Below are 23157 nucleotides of genomic sequence, written 5' to 3' on the forward strand. Positions count from 1 at the left end.
TTCCTTACTGACGCACTGTACGGTCTGGCTATGTAGCCCTAGTTCTTTAGCGCATCCGTTCGTGTACTTCTGCAAGTCATACGCCGACAAGAACCCTCCGCGCTCACGAATGTAGCGCTGACTAAGTTCGTTTACGTAGTTCCAGACAAAATTAACGCTACGCGCCATCTGCCGAAGCAAAGGAGCATGCTTGTCTCGAACTCGAACTTTAAGAGTCTTGGTATGTAGCATTACGTCATCAATAGATATGGATACGGTGATTGTAGGGCCGCTTCGCTGCCCGAGCTATCCATCCCCGCACTAAAAGTACGGGGCCTTTCGCGCCTTTCGGTAAATGTCCAGGTCTCTTCGTCCATACAGACCAGGCTTTTGGCTCCTATAAGCTAGGCTTGCCTACAGGCATCTTTCATACCTTCAACTTTGAGCGTCTGCCCTGTGCCATCCGGAAGTCTTACCAACGCTTGCATATGGACCTATGGGGCTAATTCGTAAATCTGTACGATCGACCGCTTTCTTTATCTCTGCTTAACCAGGTACAGAACTCGTTCAACCGTGTTTTTGATCGGGAATGGGCGAGAAAGCCTTAAAACAAATTCAGCTGGGCATCGATCAGCCTTGCGAAACGGTCATTTACAAAGGGCAGTATTGCGTCTGCTACGGGCTCAAGCTGCCGCTTGATGTAATGGTCGTAATCGATCGCAGCTGTCCTGACCTCCATCGGCTCAGGCCCTGCTACCGTCATTTGGTATTTGATCCAACCTCCCCGCTGATACTGCCGCGGCCGCCCCTGCTGATCATTATATGCATCCGCAATTCGCGCAGCCCGAACATGAGGGGGTACATTACGCTGATAGTCATCCAGCCGACGGCGTAGCCGCTTACGGAAAATCAGGAGATGATCCAGCTCACCAGCCAAGGTCCGCTGGACATAATCACGCACATAGGCCTCATAGGGCTGCCCCTTGAAGATGAGAAGATATAGCTCTCTTTGAAACTGCTGAGCAAGGGGGGACCAGTCAGTCCGGACCGTCTCAAGGCCTTTGAAAACCATCTCCTCTTGACCATCATCTCGGCGAATCATACCTGCATATCGTTTTTTACTGCCCTCCTCAGCGCCACGAATGGTAGGCATCAGGAAGCGGCAAAAGTGTGACTCGAACTGAAGCTCAAGGGCGCTCTCCAACCGAAGCTCTTGAGCCAGATGTTCACGCCACCACTGATTAACCAGCCTCACCAGTGACTGGCCAATCTGAGATGCATCAGCTTCGCTGTGAGCTTTTCCAAGCCAAACAAAGGTGGAGTCGGTATCACCGTAAATAACGCGATAGCCTTGTGCCTCAATCAGCTCACGAGTTTTATGCATAATCTCGTGCCCGCGCATGGTGATAGAGGAGGCAAGTCGAGGGTCAAAGAACCTACAACCACTAGATCCAAGCACACCATAAAAGGCATTCATGATGATCTTAAGTGCCTGAGAAAGGGGCTTATTACCCTCCCGCTTGGCCGTCTCACGACCATTCCAAACCCGCTCAACAATGGACGGAAGACAGTACTTCGTTCTGGAGAAGCGCCCGCCCCTAAAGCCCGGAACCGAGTCAGCATCATCCGGGTGGCGCAAGCCCTCGACCAGGCCTACCGGATCGATAAGAAAGGTGCGGATAATCGAGGGATAGAGGCTTTTATAATCAAGCACAAGCACTGAATCATAAAGGCCAGGCCGAGAGTCCATGACGAACCCACCAGGGCTCGCTTCAGGTGCACGCTCACCGAGGTTGGGTGCAACATAACCTTGTCTATGCATAAGAGGCATATACAGATGCGTAAAGGCTGCAACTGATCCGCCATGTCTATCTGCAGGTAAACCGGTAACGCTGGCGCGCTCCAGCAGGAACGTCAAAATCTCAGTTTTCTCAAAGATCCGGGTTACTAGTATGCAGTCCTTGATGTTGTAGCGTGCTAGCGCTGGCTTGTCCTCCGCAAACATGCGGTTGATCGAGGCCATACGGGAGTAAGGATTATCGATATCCTTCCCCTCGCCCAAAAGTGTCTGAGCGACGTTCTCAAGACTAAATGATGGGAAGTTCCAAAAGGCTGAGCGCAGCGCCTCTACACCATCAATCAAGAGCCGCCCAGGCGCACAAGCAAAATAGTGCTTACTGTTGGCGCCATGCTCACGCCACTCAATTTCTTGACTACCTCGCCCTAACAGAAGAGGAACCTTAAGTTTTTTGGCATGCTCCTGAAGTACCCGCAAGTCAAACTGAATGACATTCCATCCAATAATGGCATCCGGATCATGCTCAACCATCCATTGATTGAGCCGCTCAAGAAGCTGCGCCCTGGTATCACAATATTCAAGCTTGAAGTCCAGGCCATCGCTATTGCCATTAGCTGGACCCAGCATATAAACCTGGCGCTGGCCGCACCCTTCGAGACCAATGCAGTACAACTCGCCATAAGCAGTAGTCTCAATGTCCAACGAAACAAGCTTAAGCTGAGGTCGATAATTCGGCGCCGGCTTCATTTGAGTATCACGCAGCCCCTGATGATCGGCGATGCCGCTGAAAGACACGGGGGCAGTAATAAAGCGCTCCATCAGATAGCGCTCATGAGGGCGTATATCCGACTCGTACACATCAATCCCAGCGTCTCTGAGCTGAGAGGCGAGGTTCAAAAGCTGTCGATACTGCTGGCAATATAGGCCCTGCACAGGCCGGTGCCTGAAATCGCACAAATTAAGCGGCCGCAGCTCAGCTCCATCCTCACGCTGAATAATAGGCAGAGCCCTTTCACGATGTTCAGCTGGTATGAAAGCAACGGAAGGTTGGTGTGGTATGCGGACCCGAAGCGGCCCCATGTCAGTGGCTAGCCAAAACTCAACTTCAGTACCCGCCGAGGTATCGCGCCAGTGCCGGGTCAAAATGAAACCTTGGTTCACGCGACTTTATCCTCGAAGTGTTTTGCAGACCTGTAGCGTGTCCTCTGTCGACTCAGGCATGCCCCTTAAGAAAGTGAGCGTACCGATCCAGAGCTGCGTGCAGGCGCCCGCCATCCTGTTGCAAGATTAGGCCACCATGTTCCAGAGAGGTCAGGTATCCCCTAAGATGACCAAGTTGCTCAGCCGCCTGGATACGGCCCAACTCACCTTTAGAGTTTTTTGCCAGCTTGATTTGACCCACTAAAGCATTAACCTGGCCTATCAAGTACTCGACCTGCTGCTGAGAAGTCATTGCCATGCTCATGCACCCTTCTCATTGGATTTACGAAGAGATCGATTTCGGCTTACTGACGTTTCAACCGATCCGAGCTCTCCCTTGAATGCCATAATTGCCCCGCTCTTCTTGATAACCGGTCCCCAGTCAGTAATGGCATATCTGACGTGCCGATGAGAAATTTTTGTTTTCTCGATAACAACGCCCGCCTGCTCTTGCGCTTTTGCGAGCAAATCATTGACTGTTTTAAAGTCGAGCCCAGTAGCTTCTGCTACTCCAGCGAATGACGGCTCTTCCAGGGTTTCGATAGCCGCAAGCACTATCAGCATGCGTCTTAGATCACCCTTATGATAGGCAGGGGCGGAAAGCATCGTGTCCATCCATATGCGTTAAACGCAGAAAATGATATGCGCGAGCTTGCCTGCTGTCACGCTTAACGTGGTCTTGGAGCAGGAAGATCAAACTCAAGGTTGTAATCGAGTGACTGGTCGCGTACAGGAGTATTAGGCGCCATCTCTTTGGCTAGCGCTTGAGTCAAACCTTGAGGGTCATACTCGATACGCTGGATAGCTCTGCGTTCACGATCAAACTCCTCAGGCGAGAAAAGCGTTGCGATCGATGCAAATATGCACGGCTCGTCATCAGGCCTGGACGACGTAACGTCAATCAGCATAACGGCCCCTACCCTATTACCCAGCACAACCAAACGGTAGCTATATCCATCCTGATCTGAGCTACGTCGAGTACCCTGGGTGATCCGCTCGCTGGCTCGGTGGCTGTTTTCAATCAGCCTGTCTATAAGACTAGGCGGAAAGTCGCGGAGCCCAACTCTAGACTTTCCACGCAATAGAGCGTCCACAACTTGGGCGATACTGTGAGCGAACGGCTCGATGGGAACAGCAGTATCCGGCCAACTGGGAATAAAAAGGTCGCTCAAGGCCTCTATTAAAGGCTCTCGAAGCGACTCAGGGAAAACCAGACGAGTATCAGCAGGGATACTAGAACGCATCTGCCGCAGGATAGTTGGGTGTAGTGCGAGTAAGCAGCTTCTTGAGCAGATCAAGGACAGCCGCGTCTTCGGTCGAGATCAGGGGCACAGGGTCAGCCTTGTAGTTGACGCTAACCCAGCGACCCTCTTTGAGCAAGCGTGCCTGAGCATGTATATGCACACCATCGGCCCGGCCCGGCATAAAGGTATTCTTGATCTCGCGATGAGTAACTACTAGGGTTGCGCCATAGTCAGGATTCGATTCTGAAACCAGGTACAGCGCAACGGTGCCCGCTGCTTTTGAGCTAAGCGGTGGGTTCTTGGCAGCGATATCCATGCTCACTGCATAGCCGCGCTCGATCGCTTGATTACCAATTTCTTGCAACCACCCAGTGATCTCGTCGCGAAAGGCGAGATTGCCATCTGGAGTGCCCAAATCAAGATAACCATAATCTGCACGAAACATAGCCATATCCTCCAGCATCAGAGCTTGAATGTCGGAGCGATATCCTTCAATGCCCGGCCAGCTTTACGGCGGTCTCGAACACTTTGTGTCGCAATACGGCGCTCTTCTGCAGTCACTGTTAGTTCATCAGCCTTAGCAGGAGCTTTAGATGTGCTCAGCTTGGGCTTGATAGCCTCATCGCCCAAATCAAAGCCCTCGGTCGCCCGAGCAAGACTGTTATGGGGCACCAGGTTTAGTACCTCACGGAACAGAGCAATATTAGTTGCAGGGCCTTCAGAGCGACGCTGGGAAGGCGACTCACCACGCAATGTCCACTCAAGGAAGCTGAAGCGAACGATGTCTGCTAGCATCTCCTCCCCGTTCAACACCGGGTCATTGCCTTCAATTAGAGTCAAGCAGCGGCGAATGAGGTAAAGCAGATGGCCAACAACCTTATGCGGCTCACGCTCCTCGCTCCACTGACGGACACTGATCTCTTGACGCCCGACCAGAAGGCCAAAGGCGGCAGGAGAGAGATTAAGGCGCTCGCGTAACTGCTCAGCACTCTCTTCGCTGTAAAAGGGCAGAAGATGCGGATATACAGAGAAGAAGCGAATCAGGATGGCCTGAGCGATATTAACCGGCTTGTTAGGCTCTTTAGCCAACTGATACCAGGCACGACGAGAAGGAATGGCAAACACTGCCTCCATCAGGTTAATATCTAGTCTAAAGCGATCCAGAAACTCGTGGACATCATCGCCTGTAACCGCACGATCCTGTGGCGGCCACACTTGGCCGGCTCGCTTACCTGACTCGATCTCAGCACTTGGCATGACGTCTCCTTTCATGAATTTTCATCTACTCAATAGTATACACAACTATAAGTGCTTTACTTAAGTAGGTTCAAAAATTCTCATTGAGAAGCGGGACGCAAAATTTTCATAGGGTACGTATACCGCTGCGTCCATATCTTCCAAGGCTGGGACCATGCCCGCTGGCGTGATAAAGAAATATTTACGCCAAAGCAAATGAGACCGCAGCTTGATAAAATTACCTCGGGTAAGCTCAAGCTTGAGGGCCATGGTCTCGTTCCAGAATAGAAGACCCCCTTCCCGTTCCAAGAAAGAAACAAACGCATAATGGGCCTGAGCAGGCCCAATTAACGAGAGAATACAGAGGGCGTCGTCATGCACCTGCCGTGGCCGCCTAACGAAGTGGATCTCGGGCACCGCGACCGAACACTGCACGGCTGAATAGGTCACCAACTCAGAGACGGCCAACGATAACCTCCTGGCGTTCACCATCAACAATAGTGAACAGGTTGAAATCTTGAGTCAGTACTTTGAGCGCATCGGCCCAATATGATTGTACTCGTAAGTTAACCAACTCCCCTTCCACATTTGGCGATGAGTATCGAACCGTCCAGCCAGGCGGTAATATCCGCTCTAGTGCATCACTCAAGCGAGAGCGTGCAATGTCTGTTTTCACGACATAAGCGTCTACCTGGTGGAGTGGCCGACTGAGCACGAAAAGCCCGCGAGTATTCTGGCAGTTGACTAACCGTGTAGAACCGTCTGTTACTACAACTGCATCATGAACGATAAACTCACCGGCCTGTAGATGTGAAAAGCCACATAACAGCAGAGCGCCGGCAACAATGGGTAGACGTTTCATCAGCAGCTCCTAAACGGTTTACGGACTTTTCCGGCAATCATGCGGCGGATCCGTCTTAGCAGGTCAAATATGGTGCAGTTTTTTCTCTTGGCGTAAATGATGAACACAATGCCTATCCCACAGGCGATCTGAATGGGTATGACCTGGAGAAAGCCGCCTGCAATCAAGAGTGGGATCCAAGCTGGGTGATGCCCTAAAGCTTCAGGCTCACCACAGGCACGGACATAGGCAGACGCATCAGCACTTACATCAATATCATTCACTTGCATCACTTCGCTCTTTAGCATCCATGTAACGGATTCGATCGAGCTCTTCCTTGGTCAAGAGCCCCTCTCTATATTTTTCCTCAGCCTCCTCCACCATCAGCCGGCCATATCGCTCCATGATTTCCCGCAGCTTCTGTGTAAGGTTCTTAGCTGACCTGAGTTGATCCTTGATCTGCCCATCAAAATGAAGACGCTCGCGTAGAGCAACCCGGCGACCATCCGGACCGGCGCGCAGCAGCTGACTGAGGATCATATGAAGGTTGTCTACGAGGTCATACTGAACAGCTGGCACCTCTTCTGCAGAAAATGACTGCAAAAATCGGGTTACCGTCTGAACAGCTGAACTGGTATGTAGCGTGCCAAACATGCCATGGCCTGTGAGGCATACCTCGATGCCAGCCCTCATCGTTTCACGGTCACGTAACTCACCAATCATGACCAGATCTGGATCGTTTCGAAGGGAGGTCTCAACGGCATAGGCGAATGAATGAAGCATGCGCGGCACTTCCCACTGCGTAACCTCCGAAAACGGGGTTGCATAGGTGTCATGCAAATACTCGACAGGCGCCTCAATGGTTATAAGATGGTCGCTATGAATAGGAGACCGTAGGCGATTCTTGGTCAGTGCGGCGAGCGTTGTTGATTTACCAGAACCTGTTGGGCCTGTTACCAGGATCATGCCTCGGTCAAGGTTCATGAACGAGTCAATCACGTCAGCTTCGAGACGGACATCTTCAGGATCTGGCGGGACGACACTAATCTTTCGGCAAGTGACTCGAAAGCCAATTCCTGCATAGGTAGTTCGCAAAGTAACCGATACCCGCCAGCGCGATACCATGACGCTGCCCTGACGCACTGTATACGCAAAGTCCTTTCGGTCCCCGCCTAGTACCGATGTCACAATAGAAGACGAGTCTTCATAGAGCACGGTCATGATGCTACGCAGCTCTTCGTTAGCCAGCTTGCGCTCACTTAGCCTAAAGATCTTTCCGTGAACGCGGACACTGATCGCCTCGCCATCTCCAAACTTGATGTCGTTTACATCATTCTCGTAGGCGAACGCCAAGAGCTGATTAACATCGTCTTTGCTGCGAAGCGAAGCTGGAAGCCTATAGCCCGAACTGCTCGATGGGACATAGATATCCTCGGTTGCCTCATTTCGGAAAAGGTCAGCACCGACTTCAGCCGTGACCAGACCTTTATATTTATGGGCGATGTCAGGGGCAGTTTCTGAAACCATCTCCAGAAAGGCTTGCCGGGCCCTCATATCGACATCAATGTCGGTCATCGGCGCTCTCCAGGCTCGACGAAACCATAGTCGATAGGCTTCCATCGCCCGGGCTCTGCTACAAAGTATGCGTCCTGGGAGATAACTTCTTCTTGAACGCCTACCAGCAGCTCATCACCCTTTTGATTGGTAATGACCTCACCAGGCTTGCGCTCGATAACCTTTGGCGGCTCAACCATGCCCTGACGCGCCAGGAATCGGTATAGGAGCAAGCCGCGGAAAGCACGCTGGAGTGCTTCGGTGCGCAAGTCACATTCATCTCTTGCCATCTGCCGGCCTTGTTCCATACCTGACCGCATAGCTCTATCCCAAAGCTCAGTCTGTGTACTGTTTTGGGGAAGCATCGTCTCGCGCGGTAGTGGTGGCTTAGCAAGGTCGTCTGGCAGCATAAAGTCGCGCCAGGTCATCGGGGCGTTCTTGAAACGGGCTTGAACCAGCGTACGGTAGTTCTGCTTGACCAGGCGCCGCAGGCGCCCCTCATCCTCGATTGAACGATAGTCTTCGCCTGCGTCTAGAATGGGCGGCTGAAGGGTGCCATTACGAAGGTACAAGCGACCAAAAGGGAAGGCCTGATCTAATTTGATAGCCGTTCTATCCATCGCATCGATAAGCGCCAGCCAGTGGTTATATCGACCGAGCTGCACGCCATAATTGTGTCCAGCTTCAGACATAAGCTGCTGCTTTGTCAGCTCAGCGCGCTTGTCATCACTCATATCGGCAGTAGGCGTTTCCCTCGCCTTCTGTTTGATCTCGGCCATAGCCTCATCCGCTGAAACAGCCGTTTCCTGAGAAGCGGCCAATGCAGAGTGGGCAGATAAGATAAACAACAACGAAAAGGCGACAGTTGAAAATTTCATATGCTGTCCCCTCAAGTTCTTGCTGCCAGAACAATGGTCTTGGTGGCCGAATAAACATGAACTCGCATGTCAGAGGGGACCTGATCCATCACCTGCTGCATCACTTCCTGCAGGGTACGACCACCGCCCTCTACATTGACCATGACCGGGTTGCTTGGAAGAGTCACGGCTGAAGTGAAGCGGTAGCCGGCCAGAGCAGCAATACGCTCGATTGCCTTAGGGTAAGGCAATGTGAAGACCTCACTCGTTGTGCGCTCAAAACCCGGGACGGTAGCTGACCGAGCAACAGCCTCACGCTGACGATCCAAGGGCGTGCGCTTTTGGTCAGCTATGGCATTTTCAGCGCGGGACAGGCGTTCAAGATCTCGCTGGGCCAATTCAGCAGCGGCAGCCAGCCGAGCGAGGGACGGATCATTTGATAGGTTATCTACCGGTTGCGGCTTTTGCTGGGCGCACGCACCCAAAAACAACAGGGCGGAAAGCATTGCGTACTTCTTCACCGGGTTTCTCCAGACTGCTTAACTGTGTTCGGTAATTAATGGCAGCACAAAGCGCTTGCCCTGAATTTCAAATTCGGCCTTACCGGCCTTCTCGCCAAGGTACTTGCCGTTAACGCCATAAACTTGACTGTTCACATGAACGACCCGGATCACCCCGTCCATAGCCAGGTAGACAAGTGAACCATTAGGCTGGAAGCGGATAGGCGTTATGATTTGCTGGCCGTTTTGCGAACTGGTTTTGGATGAGGCTACTTTCGGGGCAGCAGCCCCAGCTACAGATGAGTCAGCTGTCGGACCTTGTGGTGGGCTAAACATCGACTTGAGCGAGGGCGGTGGACTTGGTAACCCTTCAATTCCAGGTCCGGGTCCGAGAGATGTCGGAAGAGGCGGAAGCATAGTATCCATGCGGCTTTGATCATCTTCCTTACCTGAGAAGTTGAGCGTAGCGACGATGGCTTTGAGCGCTGCGTTCTGAGCTTCGAGCGTTTGGACCTTGTCTAGCTTCGCGCGAACATAGTCAGGTATATCCTGCACAGTCGGCTGGATTTGCACAGGCTGCTGTTGCGCATTGGCAATGCTTTTTGAAACCTCAGACAAGGTCTCTCTTGAGAGGTAGGTTTGCGCATTGATGCCTATCAATGACAGTAGGATCAATCCTTGCATGATGAGTGAAGTAAAGCGCATAACCTTCGCTGCTTGCTGTGCCAATTACATTATAGTAATCTCAAAACTAAACTATTCCAAGACGCTAGGGAACCTTTAATCAGTTAATGGATCCGCTTATGTAACCCGTTGTTCTATCGGTAATCATAAGGCATAACACAACGCGTCCTTTGTGATCAGGAAATAACGGGAAGATCCTATGACGAGTGCCCTCGACAGGGTAAAGCAGATGGAGCGCCGAGCTCAGGCTGCCAAGGAAGCAAACTTTGAATTTGCCCAAGGCGATCTTCTCCCACCTATCGAACAGGAAGATGTAACCAAGTCTCTACCTGAATGGAGCGAGGCCGTTAGGGGGGTTCCTAACGCGATTCTCAGGGGAGCATTGTTTGCGGCCATCCAAGGGAAGACTCGGCGATACCTCAAAGGTGAGGTCGTTGAGCAGAACGATGGGTTTCGCATCCAATACACGGGCATGCAGCTTGATCAGTCAGACTTGGACGTCTGGGAAACGCTGGTTCATATCTCCCGGCATCTTCCCCAAGGCGATAAGATCTTTTTCAAAGCAAACAACGTACTTTCCTACTTAGGCCGGCCAAATGGCGGAGACCATTATCGGTGGTTGAGTGAATCCATTGACCGCATGGTCGCGTGCTCCATCAAGATTACCCTTGAGGACCGGTACACATATGCTTCTAACCTGCTAAAGGTATGGAGAGACACTGTTACTCAAGAATACGTCGTTCAGATGGACCAAAACCTGCTGTCTCTGTACAGCCATGGCTGGACTCAGATCAACTGGCGCCAGCGAGACGCGTTAAGAGGCAAGCCAATCGCGTTGTGGTTACATGGATGGTACTGCAGTCATTCTGATCCAGAAGACATTACGATCGAGCGCATCATGACCTTATGCGGATCTGGAGCCGCTCAGAAGGGAAGCTTCAAGACACGCCTTAAGGCTGGCCTGGCTGATCTTAAAAGTATCGGCGCTATTCAAGACTTCAACATCACACGAAAGGGATTGGTACAAGTGGTAAAGCATCGAGGCTCTGCTGTCCCGGGCTTTCTGCTCTAAGGTTAACTCATCCAAACCTGTATCGTTGACGCATTGGACCACATTGGCAACCAGAACTGTCTCCCTGCCTATTTATCGCCACACTCAGACGTTAGCTGTTCGCCGTTACCGCTGAGGTACCTTAGTGGAACAGACAAAATAAATCCGCCCCATTTCGGTAATGGCTCATGAAAGTGCTGAAAAGGGCAGGCGCTTGATAAGTGCGCGCGGCTAAATCGCTTGCCTTGCACTACCAGCAAGACGGCCTTCAATGCTGCAGCCAAGCCAGGTGTCTTTGTTTCATCTGGCAGCACTCCTGTCAGCCATGCTTTAAAAGGGCCTATAAGCTGACACCGCTTCCTATCCCTCCGCTTGCCTCACGGAAAAATATGCCCTAGTCTATATTCTTGGCTAAGCGGCTCGAAGAGCCTAAGGTGAGCCTGGGCAACCCGCCCCAGCCGAATCGCCTTCTCCACACCAGCATCTGAGCTTGCACAGCTCTCGCGTTGCTATGGTTCTAACTCGATATTTGGGGTGGGAGTAGATATCGGAGTTAGCCATGATCGACAAAGATCAGTTCAGCCCCTTCGTCAAAGCCCTTCAGCTGTACCTAAAGCAAAACCATCCGGATTTCGACGATAGCCTCAGCGCTGTGCGAGAGCTTGTGTCAAACGCTATTGCCGACAGGCACAGCAATCGACTTGTCGCCTTGCTCAAGCACTCCCCAATCCCCTTCAGCAGCACGACATTCGAAAAGCTGTCTTCAGCAGTGAAGCTGGCTTATGGCATCTCAATGCCGGCAGAGCTCTGGCGCTGGCCGCTTCCTGTGGCCTTCAAGCTCAGCCCAGCAGAACGAATTGAGATCTGGCAAGCCGCGCTCAAACACAAGCTCAGCAAGGCTAAGATCGATGGTTTGTGGCGCGACAGTTACTTCGACACTGAGCCCTATATCAAGCCTCTGGGGGATGGCAAATGGGCCGTTTGTAACCGCTCACCTGTACCGTTCTGGCTCTGCCGGGATGTTTTCACCCCGGCCTGGATTATCCAGCGAGATGCGGATAATTCAATTGCCGATGATGCCACCGGCCGCCTGCCAGAAGATAACTCGTACCACAGAGCGCTTTCGGCGCTTTGGAAAAAGGACTACGAGACAGCCTTTGAACTCCTTCATAAAGCTCAGCTAAGTGGGCACCCAATGGCCGCGTTCAACCTTGGCTGGATGTACAGCGAAGGGTTAGGCCGCGATCAGGATTTCACCGCAGCAGCTGACCTGTATCAGCGTGCAGCTAACCTCGGGGTAGTTACTGCTCACCACAATTTGGGGCAGATGTACCTGGAAGGTGCTAAAAATTTCGCCAAAAGTATTCCAGACTCCATTCGACATTTCGAGCTGGCTGCTCAGGGAGGCATCGCCGCTTCTATCGGTTGCCTAGGTATGATCTACCTCAATGGCAATGGAGTCCCTGCAGACCGAGATCGCGCCATAGAGCTGCTGTTGCAGGCCAGTTATCTGGACGATGATCACAGCATTAATACGGTAGCGACAATACTCGATCATCAGAATGGCGGCGCATCTACTTCCCAAACCTTTGGCCTGTACCGTAAGGCAGCACGCTCAGCGCGCGAGCTCAACCATCTCCTGCCCATTTACAACCTGGGACTTTGCTTCCTCCATGGCAATGGCGTTGACCAAAATCTGGTGAAGGCACGGCGGTTGTTCCGCATAGCGGCTAAAGCGGGCGATGCCGATGCGGCTATGAACCTAGGGCTCATCTATCTCAATGGTGATGGTACACCTGCTGACCTGTTTGAAGCCCGGTACTGGCTCGAAATGTCCGCTGCACATGGGTGCGGAGATGCATTCAATGTGCTTGGTTCCATAGAGTTCAACGGCCAGTGTGACGCGTCAAATCATAGTCTGGCGTGGCTACTTTTCTCTAAAGCTGCCCGAATGGGCTCTGTCACTGGGCTGGTTAACCAGGCGCGGTGCCTGGTAATTGGCCTAGGAGTTGAGCAGAACGTAGAGCTTGCTTGTGAGCTTCTCAAGCAGGCGGAAGCGCAGGGGCACCCTACGGCCCGGGAAATGCTTAGTCAGTGGGAGACGCAAGCATGAAGCCTTTTTCCCTGAGTGCTAAATTTGTCGATGCAGAAGCGCCAAACGACAATCTCACCTGCAGTGAATGCGGGTGCAATTTCTCGTTAGAAGACTACGAGTTCGTTGATGCCGAATTTGACGAGGTCGAATGCCTCTGTCCCAATTGTCAGCTTAATGCTGACTTGGTTGGCTACCCGTGCGATTACTGTGAAGAACCTGCCACCCACTCGGTGGGATCAACCTATTATTGCGAGGGCCACTTCGAGGATCTCGTGGGCGACTGATCGCTGAAGGCCACTAACGTTAATCCAGCCATCCTTCTTCTCTGAAACAGAAGGAGGGTGGCTCTAATCGTAAGCGTTTGTACCCTCACCCTGCGTAAATTTTGCCGTCATTTACTGGTGCAACACCAGTCGCCCGCTGTGCCAGCAGCCGTGTCAGTACTGAGTCGCCCCTAATTTCCTGGACGCGTTCAATTCGCTTCTTTTGGCTGGAAGCGGCCTATCTCAGATGACCGCTTCCGGTAGCCAATACCAGAAACGATTTCAAGCAAGCGCCGCTGAGATGCTCTTGGAAGTGAACATTTCGACTCTTCTATACGGACTTCAAGGCTTATTGGCTCCTGAAAACTTGTCGGATATCCCAAACTGGGCTGCCTACACGTAGGGCGTCAAAAGCTTTTTTAAGCTCACTGGATTCAAGCCGAGCAAAATCACCGGCAGCTGACTTATCGGGAGCACACCATTCAGGAGTCGGTGCTAGTGAATGATGCCGACGACAAACGAATGGCCTAGCTAAATAGATACTGCAGGAGTTTTCCTTGAGGAAAGGACACGCCTGCCCATGGAAATCTTCATTTGGCAGCATCTGCTTCAATCTTTTGTGCCTTGTACGTGCCTCTATGTATTGGACTTCAACATCAGAAACAGTGACCCCGTAGTGGCAACAGGATGAGCAACCTTTCTTGCAGGGCGTTGAAGGCGCTATGTGTGCACCTATCTCGCCAAGAAGCTCATAGACGGCCTCCAGCTTCTTAAAGGGCGATAGTTTCACCTGGCTGAGGCGATCTGCTATTGCGGACTCTTTCTTCAGGAGATTCGCAGGAAACCTTATAATTAAGCGCTCACAGGCCGTGCGGGAAAACTCCTGATCTTCTTTGAGTCCCATACTCTTTTTCCCGATTAACTGTTCTGCCTGATCATACTGAATATTTGCCCAGGCTGGCTATAACCACATATACACGTTTCTAGGCGAAAGAGAGGCTGTGAGAGGAACTGCTCAATGTTTGCTTTACGCCGGCAATTGGTGGCGACCGGCTGAAATCGGACCAGAAGCGGATCTTGCCTCCAAGCCTCGGCGCTGCCAGATGACCAAGATAAGGGTACAGCAGCTGGGGCGACCATCTCAAAGCCCCGGCAAAATTAGCAGCAACTGGTGGCGCGCTTGGGCGTCCATTCATCATGCTTAGGCGGGCCGTGCTTTCGCTCAACCAGGCAGCTTTGCCTTCTGACGTAATGCGAAGCACGTCTCTGAACCACTCTAGGAGGTCGGGATTGGGCCGGTAGTACACCCACCGTCCTTGCCTGCGATCAAGCAACAGGCCGGCTGTTCGTAGCTGCGCCAAGTAGCGGCTGATCTGGGACTGATTGACGTCAAGGCGCACATAAACTCGCAGACTCAGAATTCTCCGTGTTCAGCGATTAGGAGGGTGGCACGGGCACGGAGCTCGTCGACCAAGCATTTAGGGCGGCGACTTGCTAGTTGAGAGCCCACACTTGGATTAGTATCTAGCCACTTCGATACTGCGCAGTTCCCATTATTCCGCTGCCTTACCCAGAGCCAAGTCTATGTCGACCACACCTATTTCTGTCTTCGGAGACCCCTCCCAGCTTTGGAGCATTCCGCCAGAAGATGTGATGCGGCAAGCAACTGCGTCGCTTCGTGGATATGTCTACCAACTCCACGCTTCGGCAACCGCATGGTTGGAGCTGAGGGAAGACGATGAACTCTACCTAGAGGTCGCCGAGGACTTCACCGAGCTTCTCCGTGAGCCGGGGAAGGAGGATGTTCTGAGGGCCACGCAGGTTAAGGACACGCGTGAGTCTGGTGCTGTAACACTGAACTCGCCAGATGTGCTGGCCGCCATTGAATCTCTGCACAGGCTACGTGCCTGCAATCGTGGTCGCGAAGTAAGGTTTGTATTTTTGACGACATCGCGCATCGGAAAGGAACGAAAGGATGCGTTGCCTTCCGGGGTCGCTGGCCTGACCGCTTGGGAAGCGGCTGCTTCCGGTGGGGACGTTCGGGAGCTTCGTGCAGCTCTTCTTCAGCGCACGCTTTCTGAGGAGCTTCGAGCCTTTGTCACAAATAGCGTTCCCGAGCAGCTTAGATCTGAGCTACTTAGTCCTATGGTCTTTGCATGCGGCGCACAGGATTGGCAATCTCTTGAGGAGAGCAATCGACGAGCTATCGTGAGTCGCCGGGAACAGTTCCGGTCGACCGCAGATATGGCATATCGCGCATACGATGCCGTGTTCCGAGATGCCGTTGCGTGTGCGCTAGGACCGGCTCCACGTAGCTTAAACGGAAAACAACTTCAGGATTGTCTTGAACGCGCAACCTCATTAGCCATTCCCTCAAGTGTCGCCGTAGGCTTATTGCCTGAGCACGTCAATGGACCGAGCACGGCTCTGTCCATTGACGAATTGCGCGACCTAGCAGAGTCGTTAATTGATACTGGCGCGCCGCCTTCCATCGACCTGCTATTTCCTGGAGCCAAGGCTGAAGCCAAAGACGCCCTTGTAGAAGCATTCTTAATGGAGCCACGTCTCAGCGAGATCAAGTTCAACGGAGCTCCCACGAGCGCATCGTTATCAGATCTCATTGCGTTGCCGGAAAAAAAACACCTGATCGTCGGCCAGCCTGGCTCAGGGAAAACGCATGCTCTCTGGCACGCAGCAAACAAATTGCTCGCAGCCGACACGATCATCCCGCTGTATCTCCCAGCAGGACATGCGGCAGGCTGGCAAGACTTAGAGGAAATGATCACGGAGGCGGCTCCAGGCGTTAAACTAACTACTCTGCTTCAGGACCCACGAGTCTGCGTTTTCGTCGACAGTTGGTCAGATCTTGCAGGCGCGGGGCAGGTAGGTGAGAAGCGACGTGCGCTTCGCGCTCTGCGGAGCGTACGCCTAGTTGCGACGGCTAAATTTGCTGACATCGACGACAGCACCCTTAAGCAGTGGACTCTTGAGCTGCTCCCACCGGACCGGGTGATGCGTACAGTCGCAGCGGCAACCCCAGGCGAAGCGCTTCCATCTAATTCGGTAATTGACCTTCTGCGACTCCCCCTGCTTCTTGCCATCCACGTTCTTTCGAACGCGCGCTCTACGACGACCGGAGATCTCCTACGTCAATTCCACGATCATCTCATGCGCGGGCTACCCGAGCGCTTCACAGAAATACTCGCCGGAGCCGCAGCCGACCTATCTTTGGCCGGTACGCGATCTTTTGGTCGTCTCATGGATGAGCTCCAAACTCGGGCAACGAAGGTGGGCATTACTGACCCGGCCAGGCTTCTTAGGAGCCTAGGCACTATTCTCGAGCGCGACGGTCAGGCAATTCCCTTTCACGAACTTTACTGGAGCTGGCTCACAGGACGCGGTCTGCTAGGCGACGCTGTCGCCAAGCGTGCTGTAGGCCTGCTCCGGACACGCGAGAGCTATGCCCTGGCCATCCAGTCGGGTGGACGCGCCGCAGAGAGCGACGTTAATGCAGCGGTTAGCGATGATATTGTGCTGGCCGCTGCACTCGACGTAAGCCGCGGTGAAGAACGCCCTATTCCCGCCCTAACAGAAGCGCTCTCTAGGGCTCTGGCAGATTCTCGCTTAGCTGTGCGCAATCGTGCCGCTATTGCGGCACTCGAAGGGGGGCACCCGGAATTTCTTCGTCCCGCTCTGGAGGTACTGGCTGATCTTGAACGATCAAGCATGTATCCATCCGAATGGAAACAGGCGCTCCGTCCCAAAGCTCTGTATATGCAGCGCGCTACGCTCGCCGACTGGCTAGGCGCACCAAACAGCAGCCTCGTACTTGATGTAATTGCTGAGGGTGGAGGGCCGGAATGGAGTCTTTGGCTAGAGCAAGTTGCTGCTGATGGCCGAATAGGTTGGGCGGAGGCGGCTGCAACCGCGCTTGGCTGTTGTAGCGATGTACCGCAATGGGTTCGCCCGCATCTAGACACTCTCGTCGCTTCGCACGCTTGGTTACTTCGGCCCGCCGCAGCAAGGCGAGGCAACAGAGCCCTGGCCAGAGTCATTGCTATCGAATACGAACGGTTGGTCGAATCCGTCGTAGACCAAAATTCAAGCGGGTGGTTCGAACTCAACCGAGTGCTTGTCGGCTGCGGTGGTGATGACGTGTTCGATCTTCTACTTTCCCGATTTCCGTCCATGGGCCCACGTGCGCAAGAATTGCTCGGCTTTGCTGTCGTGGAACGTGGCTCGCCGTGGGTGTCCCGCTTTCAGCGCGTGGCTTTACTAACTGGCGCCCCTCATCATCACAGACTTGCCAAGGAGTTATCACTTGAAATTGATGACGAAACAGCCAGGACTTGGATTACCGCTGGTCATGACGCGGCTGGCTGGCGGATACTAATAGCGCGTCATGGCGAGGACATCCTGCCTGAGATGATCAGACAGTTGCCTTTATCATTCGCGGGTATCCACCGCATCCCTACACTTACCTACATGCGTTGGCTTCCGAGCGCTCCGGTTACGCTCATCGACGAGGTCTGGCGTCGGCTGGGCAGCCCTATGCAGCCGAAGGCAATGGAAGATGTTCTCAACGCTATTGCGCGAGTCTATCCAGTAGGAGTTCTCCATATCGTAAAATTCATCGCGGAACAGCCCCACGCACTTTCGGGATATCACCTCCGCCAAGCACTTTTACTTTATCAGGACTGGCAGAAGAGATCTGGCATCGTGCTCGGCGTAAAGACGACCGATGGCATCGAACGTCCTTTTTCCGATTGGATCGCACATCATAGTGTAGTTAACCAATGGGAGGATCATTTCACGCCCGAGCTATTGGCCCTTTCGCCAGAGTTAGCAATCGACTATATAGTGCATGCTCTCGACGACGAGCGTGCAGCATCGGTGCTCAAGGCATTAAAAGGAGTGGCTGTTTACAGCGCTCCGCTGCTGAATCGCATGCTGGCAGTGCCTACGCTCGCGGCGCTCATTCCACAAGTATTCGCCGAGGGTTTCGATCAATTTCCCATCGATGCTCTCCGACAGTGCATTGCATCGGGCGACATCGACCAAGATACATTGCTGTATCGACTAGCTGCGACGGCGAATCCTCTGCATCGTGCCGTGCATGAGGAGCTTATCAAGCGCGTCCTCGCTTGTTCGCCGAAATGGCACAACCTGCGTTACGTTGCAGACATGCTTAGAGCTTACTCGCGGGGAGAGGTTCTCCAAATTATTGATGCTCTACCACATGTCCGCGAGGATTGCTGGTTTTGGTTTGTTCGCTTGGTAGAGAATACGAGGGGCGAACGCTTGATCAATGAAGACGGCTCTTTACGGCATTACTAGCCCAAAGTTATTGCAGTGAACTGTGTCTGGGCAAGCTTAGATCACTAATCGATGACCGCTCGTAGCCGATAGCGGTCAGTTAGGGTATACGGTAGACCCAAATAGTTACATGGGCCTCTACAAAGCGCCTACGCGCAGGAGACTTGATGTTTAACACAGCTTAGTAGAGTGTGATCTCTGAAGTAGATTCTGAATGAAAGACTGAACCTGAATCAAAAGCTACATGGCAAACTTGCTACGCTCTAAAAAATACAATACCTAATAAATTCTAAACTATTGGTTAGGGTTACTGAGGTGCCGTGTATCCCTAACCCGCCACTAGCGCCTAAGAGCAAGCTTGGCTTGCTAACAGCGATAGCAGGCTTGTCTAGCAAACCATAAGCAGATAATAGGACCAGATAACGGTCAGACTTCTTTTCAGAGCAGCGGATAGTAGAGTCACAGTGTGTACACACGACGTGACCCACCTGCCCCATACGCAAACCGGAACTGGGCAAAGTTGCCTTTGTGGCCGCCGATCAATTAGATATTGTTTGACCGTACAATCTCTATTTCCCCCCTGACTTTTCTTTCCAGCTCATCCAGATGGCTTAGGTAAGCCTTTAACTGCTGATGCTCATCACAGTCCAACGCGCCTTCAATATAAACCGACAACTCCTCATTCTTCCGAAGTGCATCTTTGGTGATGTTTGCAGAGCCGATAATGGCTTTGAAACCCTTATTGTCTTCGACGTAGTACAGCTTCGTATGCAGATAAATGAGTGATTTAGGAACAATCACATGATTGAGCCCATTCAATGACTTTAGCTTTGTGAGAGAGTCTTCTTGGGTGTGCTCGGCATTGGTAAAAAGGGTTACCGAAGCTCCCCGTTCAAGAGCAGCCTTGAGTGAGCTCATTAGCAAGTCGATTCCCTCATGCTTGATCCAGCCGGATACAAGTACGACGCGTTGCGCATTAGCAACAATAGTAAGGATCTGCCTTAAATGATTAGATGATGCATCCTGATTGCTGATGAGACGCACGGAGCTTTCCTTAATTAATTATCAACATGTCAAAGGGGTTGTGAGCGATTTGGGAATGCAATCCAAATGTTGGCATTCATGTTCATCAGTTTTTTGCCAGCCATAAGCCAGACAATTGCTACGGCTAGGGAAATGCCGACAGCATCGCAAAGTACCTGTGGGAACTGTATAAATCCCCGTCCTGGAGCTCCGTAGACGGAAATGCATGGCTGCCAGATGCACTCAAAACAAATGGACATAACAAGGCTGGCGATAGCGACAAAGTGCAAGATGGATTTAATGGAAACGCTTCCAGTACGAATCATCGAGTCTATGATGTCAGCCTGCAGGTGGTACACGTCTAAACGCTTTCCCAGCATAAGTAAGAGGTGAGTGCAGGCAGCCTGTACGTGAGAAAAACAGATAAGCAGAAGCCATAGACCAATAACAACCCCAGGATAGCCAATGAGGTGAGCAACCTCACGAGGGCCAAAACCGAACCATGGCTCGAACCTAAGCGCATTTACTCTTAAGGACGCGATTATCAGCAGCAAGGCTATCAAGGTAAGTGAAATCAACGAACAAAGCTTTTTCATGTAGCAGTCTTAAAAAATCATCCTAGTAATTTATCTCTTTCTATCATTGAACAACTGAGTTCAGGAATCTTTCAAAGTAGCTATACGCCTCTTCTTGCAAGACGGCTCGTACCGCTCTGGTTCTCCGTGATGCAAACCGGTGCTTTAACGGATCATGAATTTGAGGTACTGCCTTAGCGATCTTGGAGATGCGCGAGCGCATCCAGTTAGCATCTGCCGTATACCGAGCTGAGGGATTATTGGCCAGCAAAGAATCCAGCTTGAGTTGCAACTCTTCATTGATAGCCACTCGGCCTAGGATATGAAAGTCGTGATGAAAAAGCGTCGCACAGTCGTTAGGGCTCATTGCATCAAGGTTAGATGGAATACCTGCCGTAAAACGATCACGCTGAAAAATTCTCTTGGCCAGCTCAAGCATTTCACCGGCTGACAGATTCCCACACTGCAATGGGACAATGACGCGAACGCTAGCATCGATCCAGGTTTGTACACGCAGGCTATATCGCTGCCAGAGGTGTAGCGTCTCTATCTGATCCCCAATGACATCAGGCGCCACAATAGTGAGGCCTTGAGGCCGATCAGTCATGTTGAGAATGACTTCATGAGCTTGGAATACGACTTCCCAATCAAGCTGAATCCCCTTTCTGCGAGCTTCAAAGGCGCCAGAGTCAACGAGGTGCTTGGGTAATGAGCTGAGCCGGGCACTCTATGCTGCATTAAAACGCATGGATATCGGCCCCCCTAAAGCGGTAGATAATGCCAGCGGCGGCCCATCACTCATGCGGGTGCATCAAAACCCATACACGAACAAGACAGGCGCGGCTGATCTACGATTTCGTACTATAAAGTGTACGCTACAAATTCTATCAACAATTGCAAAGACTGCAGAGGATATCCCTTTCGTCTGTCATAACTTGTCGTTCTATAGAGTAGCTAAAATAGCTGGTGTTAAAAATGGACCTTTAGCTACCTGATCGTCTCCCCCTAACTTGTTATAGTGATCTAATACAATACCAAGGCTTTCATTAAGAATAGCGTCATCAATGGTGATTTGATTGGCCGCAGATAATGCCAGCAGAATGTCATCTTTGGTATTTAAATATTTTATGGCCGCAACCATAGCGACATAATATTTTATGTTTGTCATTGTTTTTGGATCAAGGGAGTATTGCTCTGCTCCAACTTTCAAAAAAATCTCAGTGGCTTTTAAGATAAGTATTACTTTCAAATATGTATCGATACTGATATCAAGACTGAATATTTTTTTGTATTCAACATCAGAATTAATAAGTGTTGAGGGGCGCGCTCTTGCACTATCTGGCCTGAACAGTATGACTGTCATCATCGCCTGTGCCAGATATGCGATGCTAATTATTTTAGATGATGGCTTCCCAAGATTTTTGTAGAAATTTTTCTTCCTATCATAATAGAAATCATTAGCTTTCAAATAATCTTCAATGTTCCTATGTATTTCATCAGAGCTTCTAAGTGAAGCGGGTAGGATGGCTGTCTGACTATTAGTTGCGCGAATAATCCTATCACGCGCTTCTTCATTTTCTTCACAGATTATCCTAATCAGAATAGAGCGTTTATCATCCTTAGCATTCTCAGCGCTAGAGAAGTGCCGATATATTTCATGTGAGGTTTGGAGGCCATTTACAATTTGTGGATCTTCTATGGTTAACTGTTTTCCTGCACTGACAGCTTTAGGGGTGATAATGGTGACGCCATTGTTTAAATACCAGAAATCATCCGAATTAATATTTTGAAGTGTCAGGCGTATTCCGGTATTTACCGTTACACTCCCTTGATAGTCGCGTACATTTGATTCGAAAATACTTCTAGCTAGCGCACCATTGTCACTGATGAATTCATAATATTTTGTTAATGAGGCTAGACATATATAGCTACCTGCTGATGTGCTAATCGGTTGCTCTGATATTTCTAACGTACGTGAACTCGCAGGTATATTCCTGCTCATCTCTAATAAGTTTGCTGCTCCAATGAAAGAAAATTCAAAGCCTGAGCCACTAAATAATTTATGTATATCACCCCGGAGTTTATCGGATTTATCAAGGACATTTTGATGTATTTCAGCTTCGACGCCTTGAGTAACATAGAAAAACTTTATCAGAACAGTTGGAAATGTTTTGGCTAGCTTCGAGTATGCATTTCTAAATATGCTTACTTTTTCTAGCAAAAGAGAATTGTAGCGTTTCTTAAAATCATTGAGATGATTATCTAAATCAAACAAATCTTGAATGGTTTCTCGAAATTTAATTATCGCATCTTCTTTGAACGTTGGAGATGTCTTAGATTGAACTATCACAAGCTCAATATAATTTTTCCTCACTTGTGTGTTAAGCTGAGTATCTTCCTTTTGTAGTTCACCGTTGACAAATGTAAAAATAGAATCAATGCCACCGTCACCGCCATTACCTACTATGCCATATTCAATATCATCATATGTTACATCGTAGTCTTTAAGAATCTCAGAAGCCGAGTACAGTTCAAAGAACTCAGAATTCTTTATGGCAATGCCAAGCTCACTTTTTTTATCTTTAAGAATTTGTTCAAGTATTATTTGGTCATTTGTCTTTTTTATCATTTTTGGCTTCTTTATGTATTTGTTGAATTATTGACATCGCATTCCCACCGTGACATTTGCTCAACACGGCGATTTATGTACATGAATGATTATAACCCTTTATTACCTTATTTCATCTGGAGGATGTCAATCATGCTTTCATAGTGCTTTGCTGTTGATGTCGATAATTGGCAGCGTATCACTATTACCTTCGGCTTTCCGCTTATGACACCATCACCATTTGGAACAGCTCGAAGAATGAGATTTCCACCTTGAACATACACTTGAAACGAATCACCACGACGTGACTGCTCCCCTCCCTGTCGGGCGAAG

The 23157-nt window shown here is 50.9% G+C and carries 23 protein-coding genes and 2 pseudogenes; 4 read left to right on the plus strand and 21 right to left on the minus strand.

Annotation, left to right across the window (positions count from 1 at the left end):
• From PLU01S_RS26060 to PLU01S_RS23575, 14 genes and pseudogenes are all read right to left on the minus strand, one after another.
• Positions 1-231, minus strand: a pseudogene (locus PLU01S_RS26060) (RNA-guided endonuclease InsQ/TnpB family protein); the annotation flags it as partial.
• A gap of 352 nt (positions 232-583) precedes the next feature.
• Positions 584-2938 carry a DNA polymerase II gene (locus PLU01S_RS23515; protein WP_074828610.1) on the minus strand — a complete coding sequence of 785 codons (2355 nt, stop codon included), beginning with the start codon at positions 2936-2938 and terminating at the stop codon, positions 584-586.
• A 52-nt stretch (positions 2939-2990) separates the two neighbouring features.
• A complete protein-coding gene (locus PLU01S_RS23520) occupies positions 2991-3236 on the minus strand; it encodes a hypothetical protein (RefSeq protein WP_139208889.1) in 246 nt (81 codons plus the stop codon).
• Positions 3237-3238: 2 nt separating this feature from the next.
• Complete coding sequence (locus tag PLU01S_RS23525) at positions 3239-3583, minus strand: helix-turn-helix domain-containing protein (RefSeq protein WP_074828613.1); 345 nt, start codon at positions 3581-3583, stop codon at positions 3239-3241.
• A 62-nt stretch (positions 3584-3645) separates the two neighbouring features.
• Positions 3646-4221 (minus strand): hypothetical protein, encoded by a 576-nt coding sequence (locus PLU01S_RS23530; protein ID WP_074828617.1) that lies wholly within the window; start codon positions 4219-4221, stop codon positions 3646-3648.
• On the minus strand, positions 4211-4666 hold the full coding sequence (locus PLU01S_RS23535; protein WP_139208892.1) for a hypothetical protein: 456 nt from the start codon (positions 4664-4666) through the stop codon (positions 4211-4213). The genes PLU01S_RS23530 and PLU01S_RS23535 overlap by 11 nt, the downstream gene beginning before the upstream one ends.
• A 17-nt stretch (positions 4667-4683) precedes the next feature.
• Positions 4684-5478: a hypothetical protein gene (locus PLU01S_RS23540; protein WP_074828623.1), complete on the minus strand. Its 795-nt coding sequence runs from the start codon at positions 5476-5478 to the stop codon at positions 4684-4686.
• Between the two features lie 60 nt (positions 5479-5538).
• The gene (locus PLU01S_RS23545; protein WP_074828626.1) at positions 5539-5925 is read right to left on the minus strand and encodes a hypothetical protein; all 387 of its coding nucleotides are present in this window, start codon (positions 5923-5925) and stop codon (positions 5539-5541) included.
• Positions 5912-6319 (minus strand): hypothetical protein, encoded by a 408-nt coding sequence (locus tag PLU01S_RS23550; RefSeq protein WP_074828629.1) that lies wholly within the window; start codon positions 6317-6319, stop codon positions 5912-5914. Before PLU01S_RS23550 ends, PLU01S_RS23545 begins: the two co-directional genes overlap by 14 nt.
• The gene (locus PLU01S_RS23555) at positions 6319-6588 is read right to left on the minus strand and encodes a hypothetical protein (protein ID WP_019364785.1); all 270 of its coding nucleotides are present in this window, start codon (positions 6586-6588) and stop codon (positions 6319-6321) included. The genes PLU01S_RS23550 and PLU01S_RS23555 overlap by 1 nt, the downstream gene beginning before the upstream one ends.
• Entirely contained in the window at positions 6575-7873 is a 1299-nt protein-coding gene (locus PLU01S_RS23560) for a type IV pilus twitching motility protein PilT (RefSeq protein WP_074828632.1), read from the minus strand. Before PLU01S_RS23560 ends, PLU01S_RS23555 begins: the two co-directional genes overlap by 14 nt.
• A complete protein-coding gene (locus PLU01S_RS23565) occupies positions 7870-8730 on the minus strand; it encodes a type IV secretory system conjugative DNA transfer family protein (RefSeq protein ID WP_074828635.1) in 861 nt (286 codons plus the stop codon). Before PLU01S_RS23565 ends, PLU01S_RS23560 begins: the two co-directional genes overlap by 4 nt.
• A gap of 11 nt (positions 8731-8741) precedes the next feature.
• Positions 8742-9230: a DotD/TraH family lipoprotein gene (locus tag PLU01S_RS23570; RefSeq protein ID WP_169715115.1), complete on the minus strand. Its 489-nt coding sequence runs from the start codon at positions 9228-9230 to the stop codon at positions 8742-8744.
• A gap of 18 nt (positions 9231-9248) precedes the next feature.
• A complete protein-coding gene (locus tag PLU01S_RS23575; RefSeq protein WP_074828639.1) occupies positions 9249-9914 on the minus strand; it encodes a hypothetical protein in 666 nt (221 codons plus the stop codon).
• Positions 9915-10092: 178 nt separating this feature from the next.
• Between PLU01S_RS23575 and trfA the strand changes: the two genes are divergently transcribed.
• The 3 genes from trfA (at position 10093) to PLU01S_RS23590 (ending at position 13323) form a co-directional block, all read left to right on the plus strand.
• On the plus strand, positions 10093-10965 hold the full coding sequence (gene trfA / locus PLU01S_RS23580) for a plasmid replication initiator TrfA (RefSeq protein WP_074828648.1): 873 nt from the start codon (positions 10093-10095) through the stop codon (positions 10963-10965).
• 538 nt (positions 10966-11503) lie between these two features.
• The gene (locus tag PLU01S_RS23585) at positions 11504-13057 is read left to right on the plus strand and encodes a tetratricopeptide repeat protein (RefSeq protein WP_074828650.1); all 1554 of its coding nucleotides are present in this window, start codon (positions 11504-11506) and stop codon (positions 13055-13057) included.
• Positions 13054-13323, plus strand: a complete 270-nt coding sequence (locus PLU01S_RS23590; RefSeq protein WP_074828653.1) for a hypothetical protein — start codon at positions 13054-13056, stop codon at positions 13321-13323. Before PLU01S_RS23585 ends, PLU01S_RS23590 begins: the two co-directional genes overlap by 4 nt.
• A 328-nt stretch (positions 13324-13651) precedes the next feature.
• Here PLU01S_RS23590 and PLU01S_RS23595 read toward each other — a convergent pair whose 3' ends face one another.
• Together PLU01S_RS23595 and PLU01S_RS26260 are read right to left on the minus strand one after the other, a co-directional pair.
• A complete protein-coding gene (locus tag PLU01S_RS23595; protein WP_074828656.1) occupies positions 13652-14206 on the minus strand; it encodes a YkgJ family cysteine cluster protein in 555 nt (184 codons plus the stop codon).
• Positions 14207-14460: 254 nt separating this feature from the next.
• Positions 14461-14812, minus strand: a pseudogene (locus PLU01S_RS26260) (metalloregulator ArsR/SmtB family transcription factor).
• A gap of 74 nt (positions 14813-14886) precedes the next feature.
• On the opposite strand from PLU01S_RS26260, the gene PLU01S_RS23605 reads away from it, so the two are divergent.
• Complete coding sequence (locus PLU01S_RS23605; RefSeq protein WP_112297646.1) at positions 14887-18639, plus strand: hypothetical protein; 3753 nt, start codon at positions 14887-14889, stop codon at positions 18637-18639.
• Between the two features lie 522 nt (positions 18640-19161).
• Here PLU01S_RS23605 and PLU01S_RS23610 read toward each other — a convergent pair.
• The 5 genes from PLU01S_RS23610 to PLU01S_RS26065 all read right to left on the minus strand — a co-directional run.
• Entirely contained in the window at positions 19162-19662 is a 501-nt protein-coding gene (locus PLU01S_RS23610; RefSeq protein WP_159435109.1) for a phospholipase D-like domain-containing protein, read from the minus strand.
• Between the two features lie 29 nt (positions 19663-19691).
• The gene (locus PLU01S_RS23615) at positions 19692-20237 is read right to left on the minus strand and encodes a hypothetical protein (protein WP_074828666.1); all 546 of its coding nucleotides are present in this window, start codon (positions 20235-20237) and stop codon (positions 19692-19694) included.
• Between the two features lie 43 nt (positions 20238-20280).
• The gene (locus tag PLU01S_RS23620; RefSeq protein WP_074828669.1) at positions 20281-20823 is read right to left on the minus strand and encodes a hypothetical protein; all 543 of its coding nucleotides are present in this window, start codon (positions 20821-20823) and stop codon (positions 20281-20283) included.
• 336 nt (positions 20824-21159) lie between these two features.
• Positions 21160-22845, minus strand: coding sequence for an AIPR family protein (locus tag PLU01S_RS23625; protein WP_074828672.1), 1686 nt, complete (start codon positions 22843-22845; stop codon positions 21160-21162).
• Positions 22846-22952: 107 nt separating this feature from the next.
• Positions 22953-23157 (minus strand): hypothetical protein (locus tag PLU01S_RS26065; RefSeq protein WP_218019574.1); only part of this gene is annotated, 205 nt, incomplete at its 5' end.

Origin of the sequence: Pseudomonas luteola NBRC 103146, from assembly GCF_002091675.1 — a bacterium.
GTDB classification, from domain to species: Bacteria; Pseudomonadota; Gammaproteobacteria; order Pseudomonadales; family Pseudomonadaceae; genus Chryseomonas; species Chryseomonas luteola.

What these genes read in the sequence shown, in the direction of transcription:
- PLU01S_RS23520 (WP_139208889.1), bottom strand. Translation starts at nt 3,236, where the DNA reads ATGGCAATGACTTCTCAGCAGCAGGTCGAGTACTTGATAGGCCAGGTT.
- PLU01S_RS23525 (WP_074828613.1), bottom strand. Translation starts at nt 3,583, where the DNA reads ATGCTTTCCGCCCCTGCCTATCATAAGGGTGATCTAAGACGCATGCTG.
- PLU01S_RS23530 (WP_074828617.1), bottom strand. Translation starts at nt 4,221, where the DNA reads ATGCGTTCTAGTATCCCTGCTGATACTCGTCTGGTTTTCCCTGAGTCG.
- PLU01S_RS23535 (WP_139208892.1), bottom strand. Translation starts at nt 4,666, where the DNA reads ATGTTTCGTGCAGATTATGGTTATCTTGATTTGGGCACTCCAGATGGC.
- PLU01S_RS23540 (WP_074828623.1), bottom strand. Translation starts at nt 5,478, where the DNA reads ATGCCAAGTGCTGAGATCGAGTCAGGTAAGCGAGCCGGCCAAGTGTGG.
- PLU01S_RS23550 (WP_074828629.1), bottom strand. Translation starts at nt 6,319, where the DNA reads ATGAAACGTCTACCCATTGTTGCCGGCGCTCTGCTGTTATGTGGCTTT.
- PLU01S_RS23555 (WP_019364785.1), bottom strand. Translation starts at nt 6,588, where the DNA reads ATGCAAGTGAATGATATTGATGTAAGTGCTGATGCGTCTGCCTATGTC.
- PLU01S_RS23560 (WP_074828632.1), bottom strand. Translation starts at nt 7,873, where the DNA reads ATGACCGACATTGATGTCGATATGAGGGCCCGGCAAGCCTTTCTGGAG.
- PLU01S_RS23565 (WP_074828635.1), bottom strand. Translation starts at nt 8,730, where the DNA reads ATGAAATTTTCAACTGTCGCCTTTTCGTTGTTGTTTATCTTATCTGCC.
- PLU01S_RS23575 (WP_074828639.1), bottom strand. Translation starts at nt 9,914, where the DNA reads ATGCGCTTTACTTCACTCATCATGCAAGGATTGATCCTACTGTCATTG.
- trfA (WP_074828648.1), top strand. Translation starts at nt 10,093, where the DNA reads ATGACGAGTGCCCTCGACAGGGTAAAGCAGATGGAGCGCCGAGCTCAG.
- PLU01S_RS23585 (WP_074828650.1), top strand. Translation starts at nt 11,504, where the DNA reads ATGATCGACAAAGATCAGTTCAGCCCCTTCGTCAAAGCCCTTCAGCTG.
- PLU01S_RS23590 (WP_074828653.1), top strand. Translation starts at nt 13,054, where the DNA reads ATGAAGCCTTTTTCCCTGAGTGCTAAATTTGTCGATGCAGAAGCGCCA.
- PLU01S_RS23595 (WP_074828656.1), bottom strand. Translation starts at nt 14,206, where the DNA reads ATGGGACTCAAAGAAGATCAGGAGTTTTCCCGCACGGCCTGTGAGCGC.
- PLU01S_RS23605 (WP_112297646.1), top strand. Translation starts at nt 14,887, where the DNA reads ATGTCGACCACACCTATTTCTGTCTTCGGAGACCCCTCCCAGCTTTGG.
- PLU01S_RS23615 (WP_074828666.1), bottom strand. Translation starts at nt 20,237, where the DNA reads ATGAAAAAGCTTTGTTCGTTGATTTCACTTACCTTGATAGCCTTGCTG.
- PLU01S_RS23620 (WP_074828669.1), bottom strand. Translation starts at nt 20,823, where the DNA reads ATGACTGATCGGCCTCAAGGCCTCACTATTGTGGCGCCTGATGTCATT.
- PLU01S_RS23625 (WP_074828672.1), bottom strand. Translation starts at nt 22,845, where the DNA reads ATGATAAAAAAGACAAATGACCAAATAATACTTGAACAAATTCTTAAA.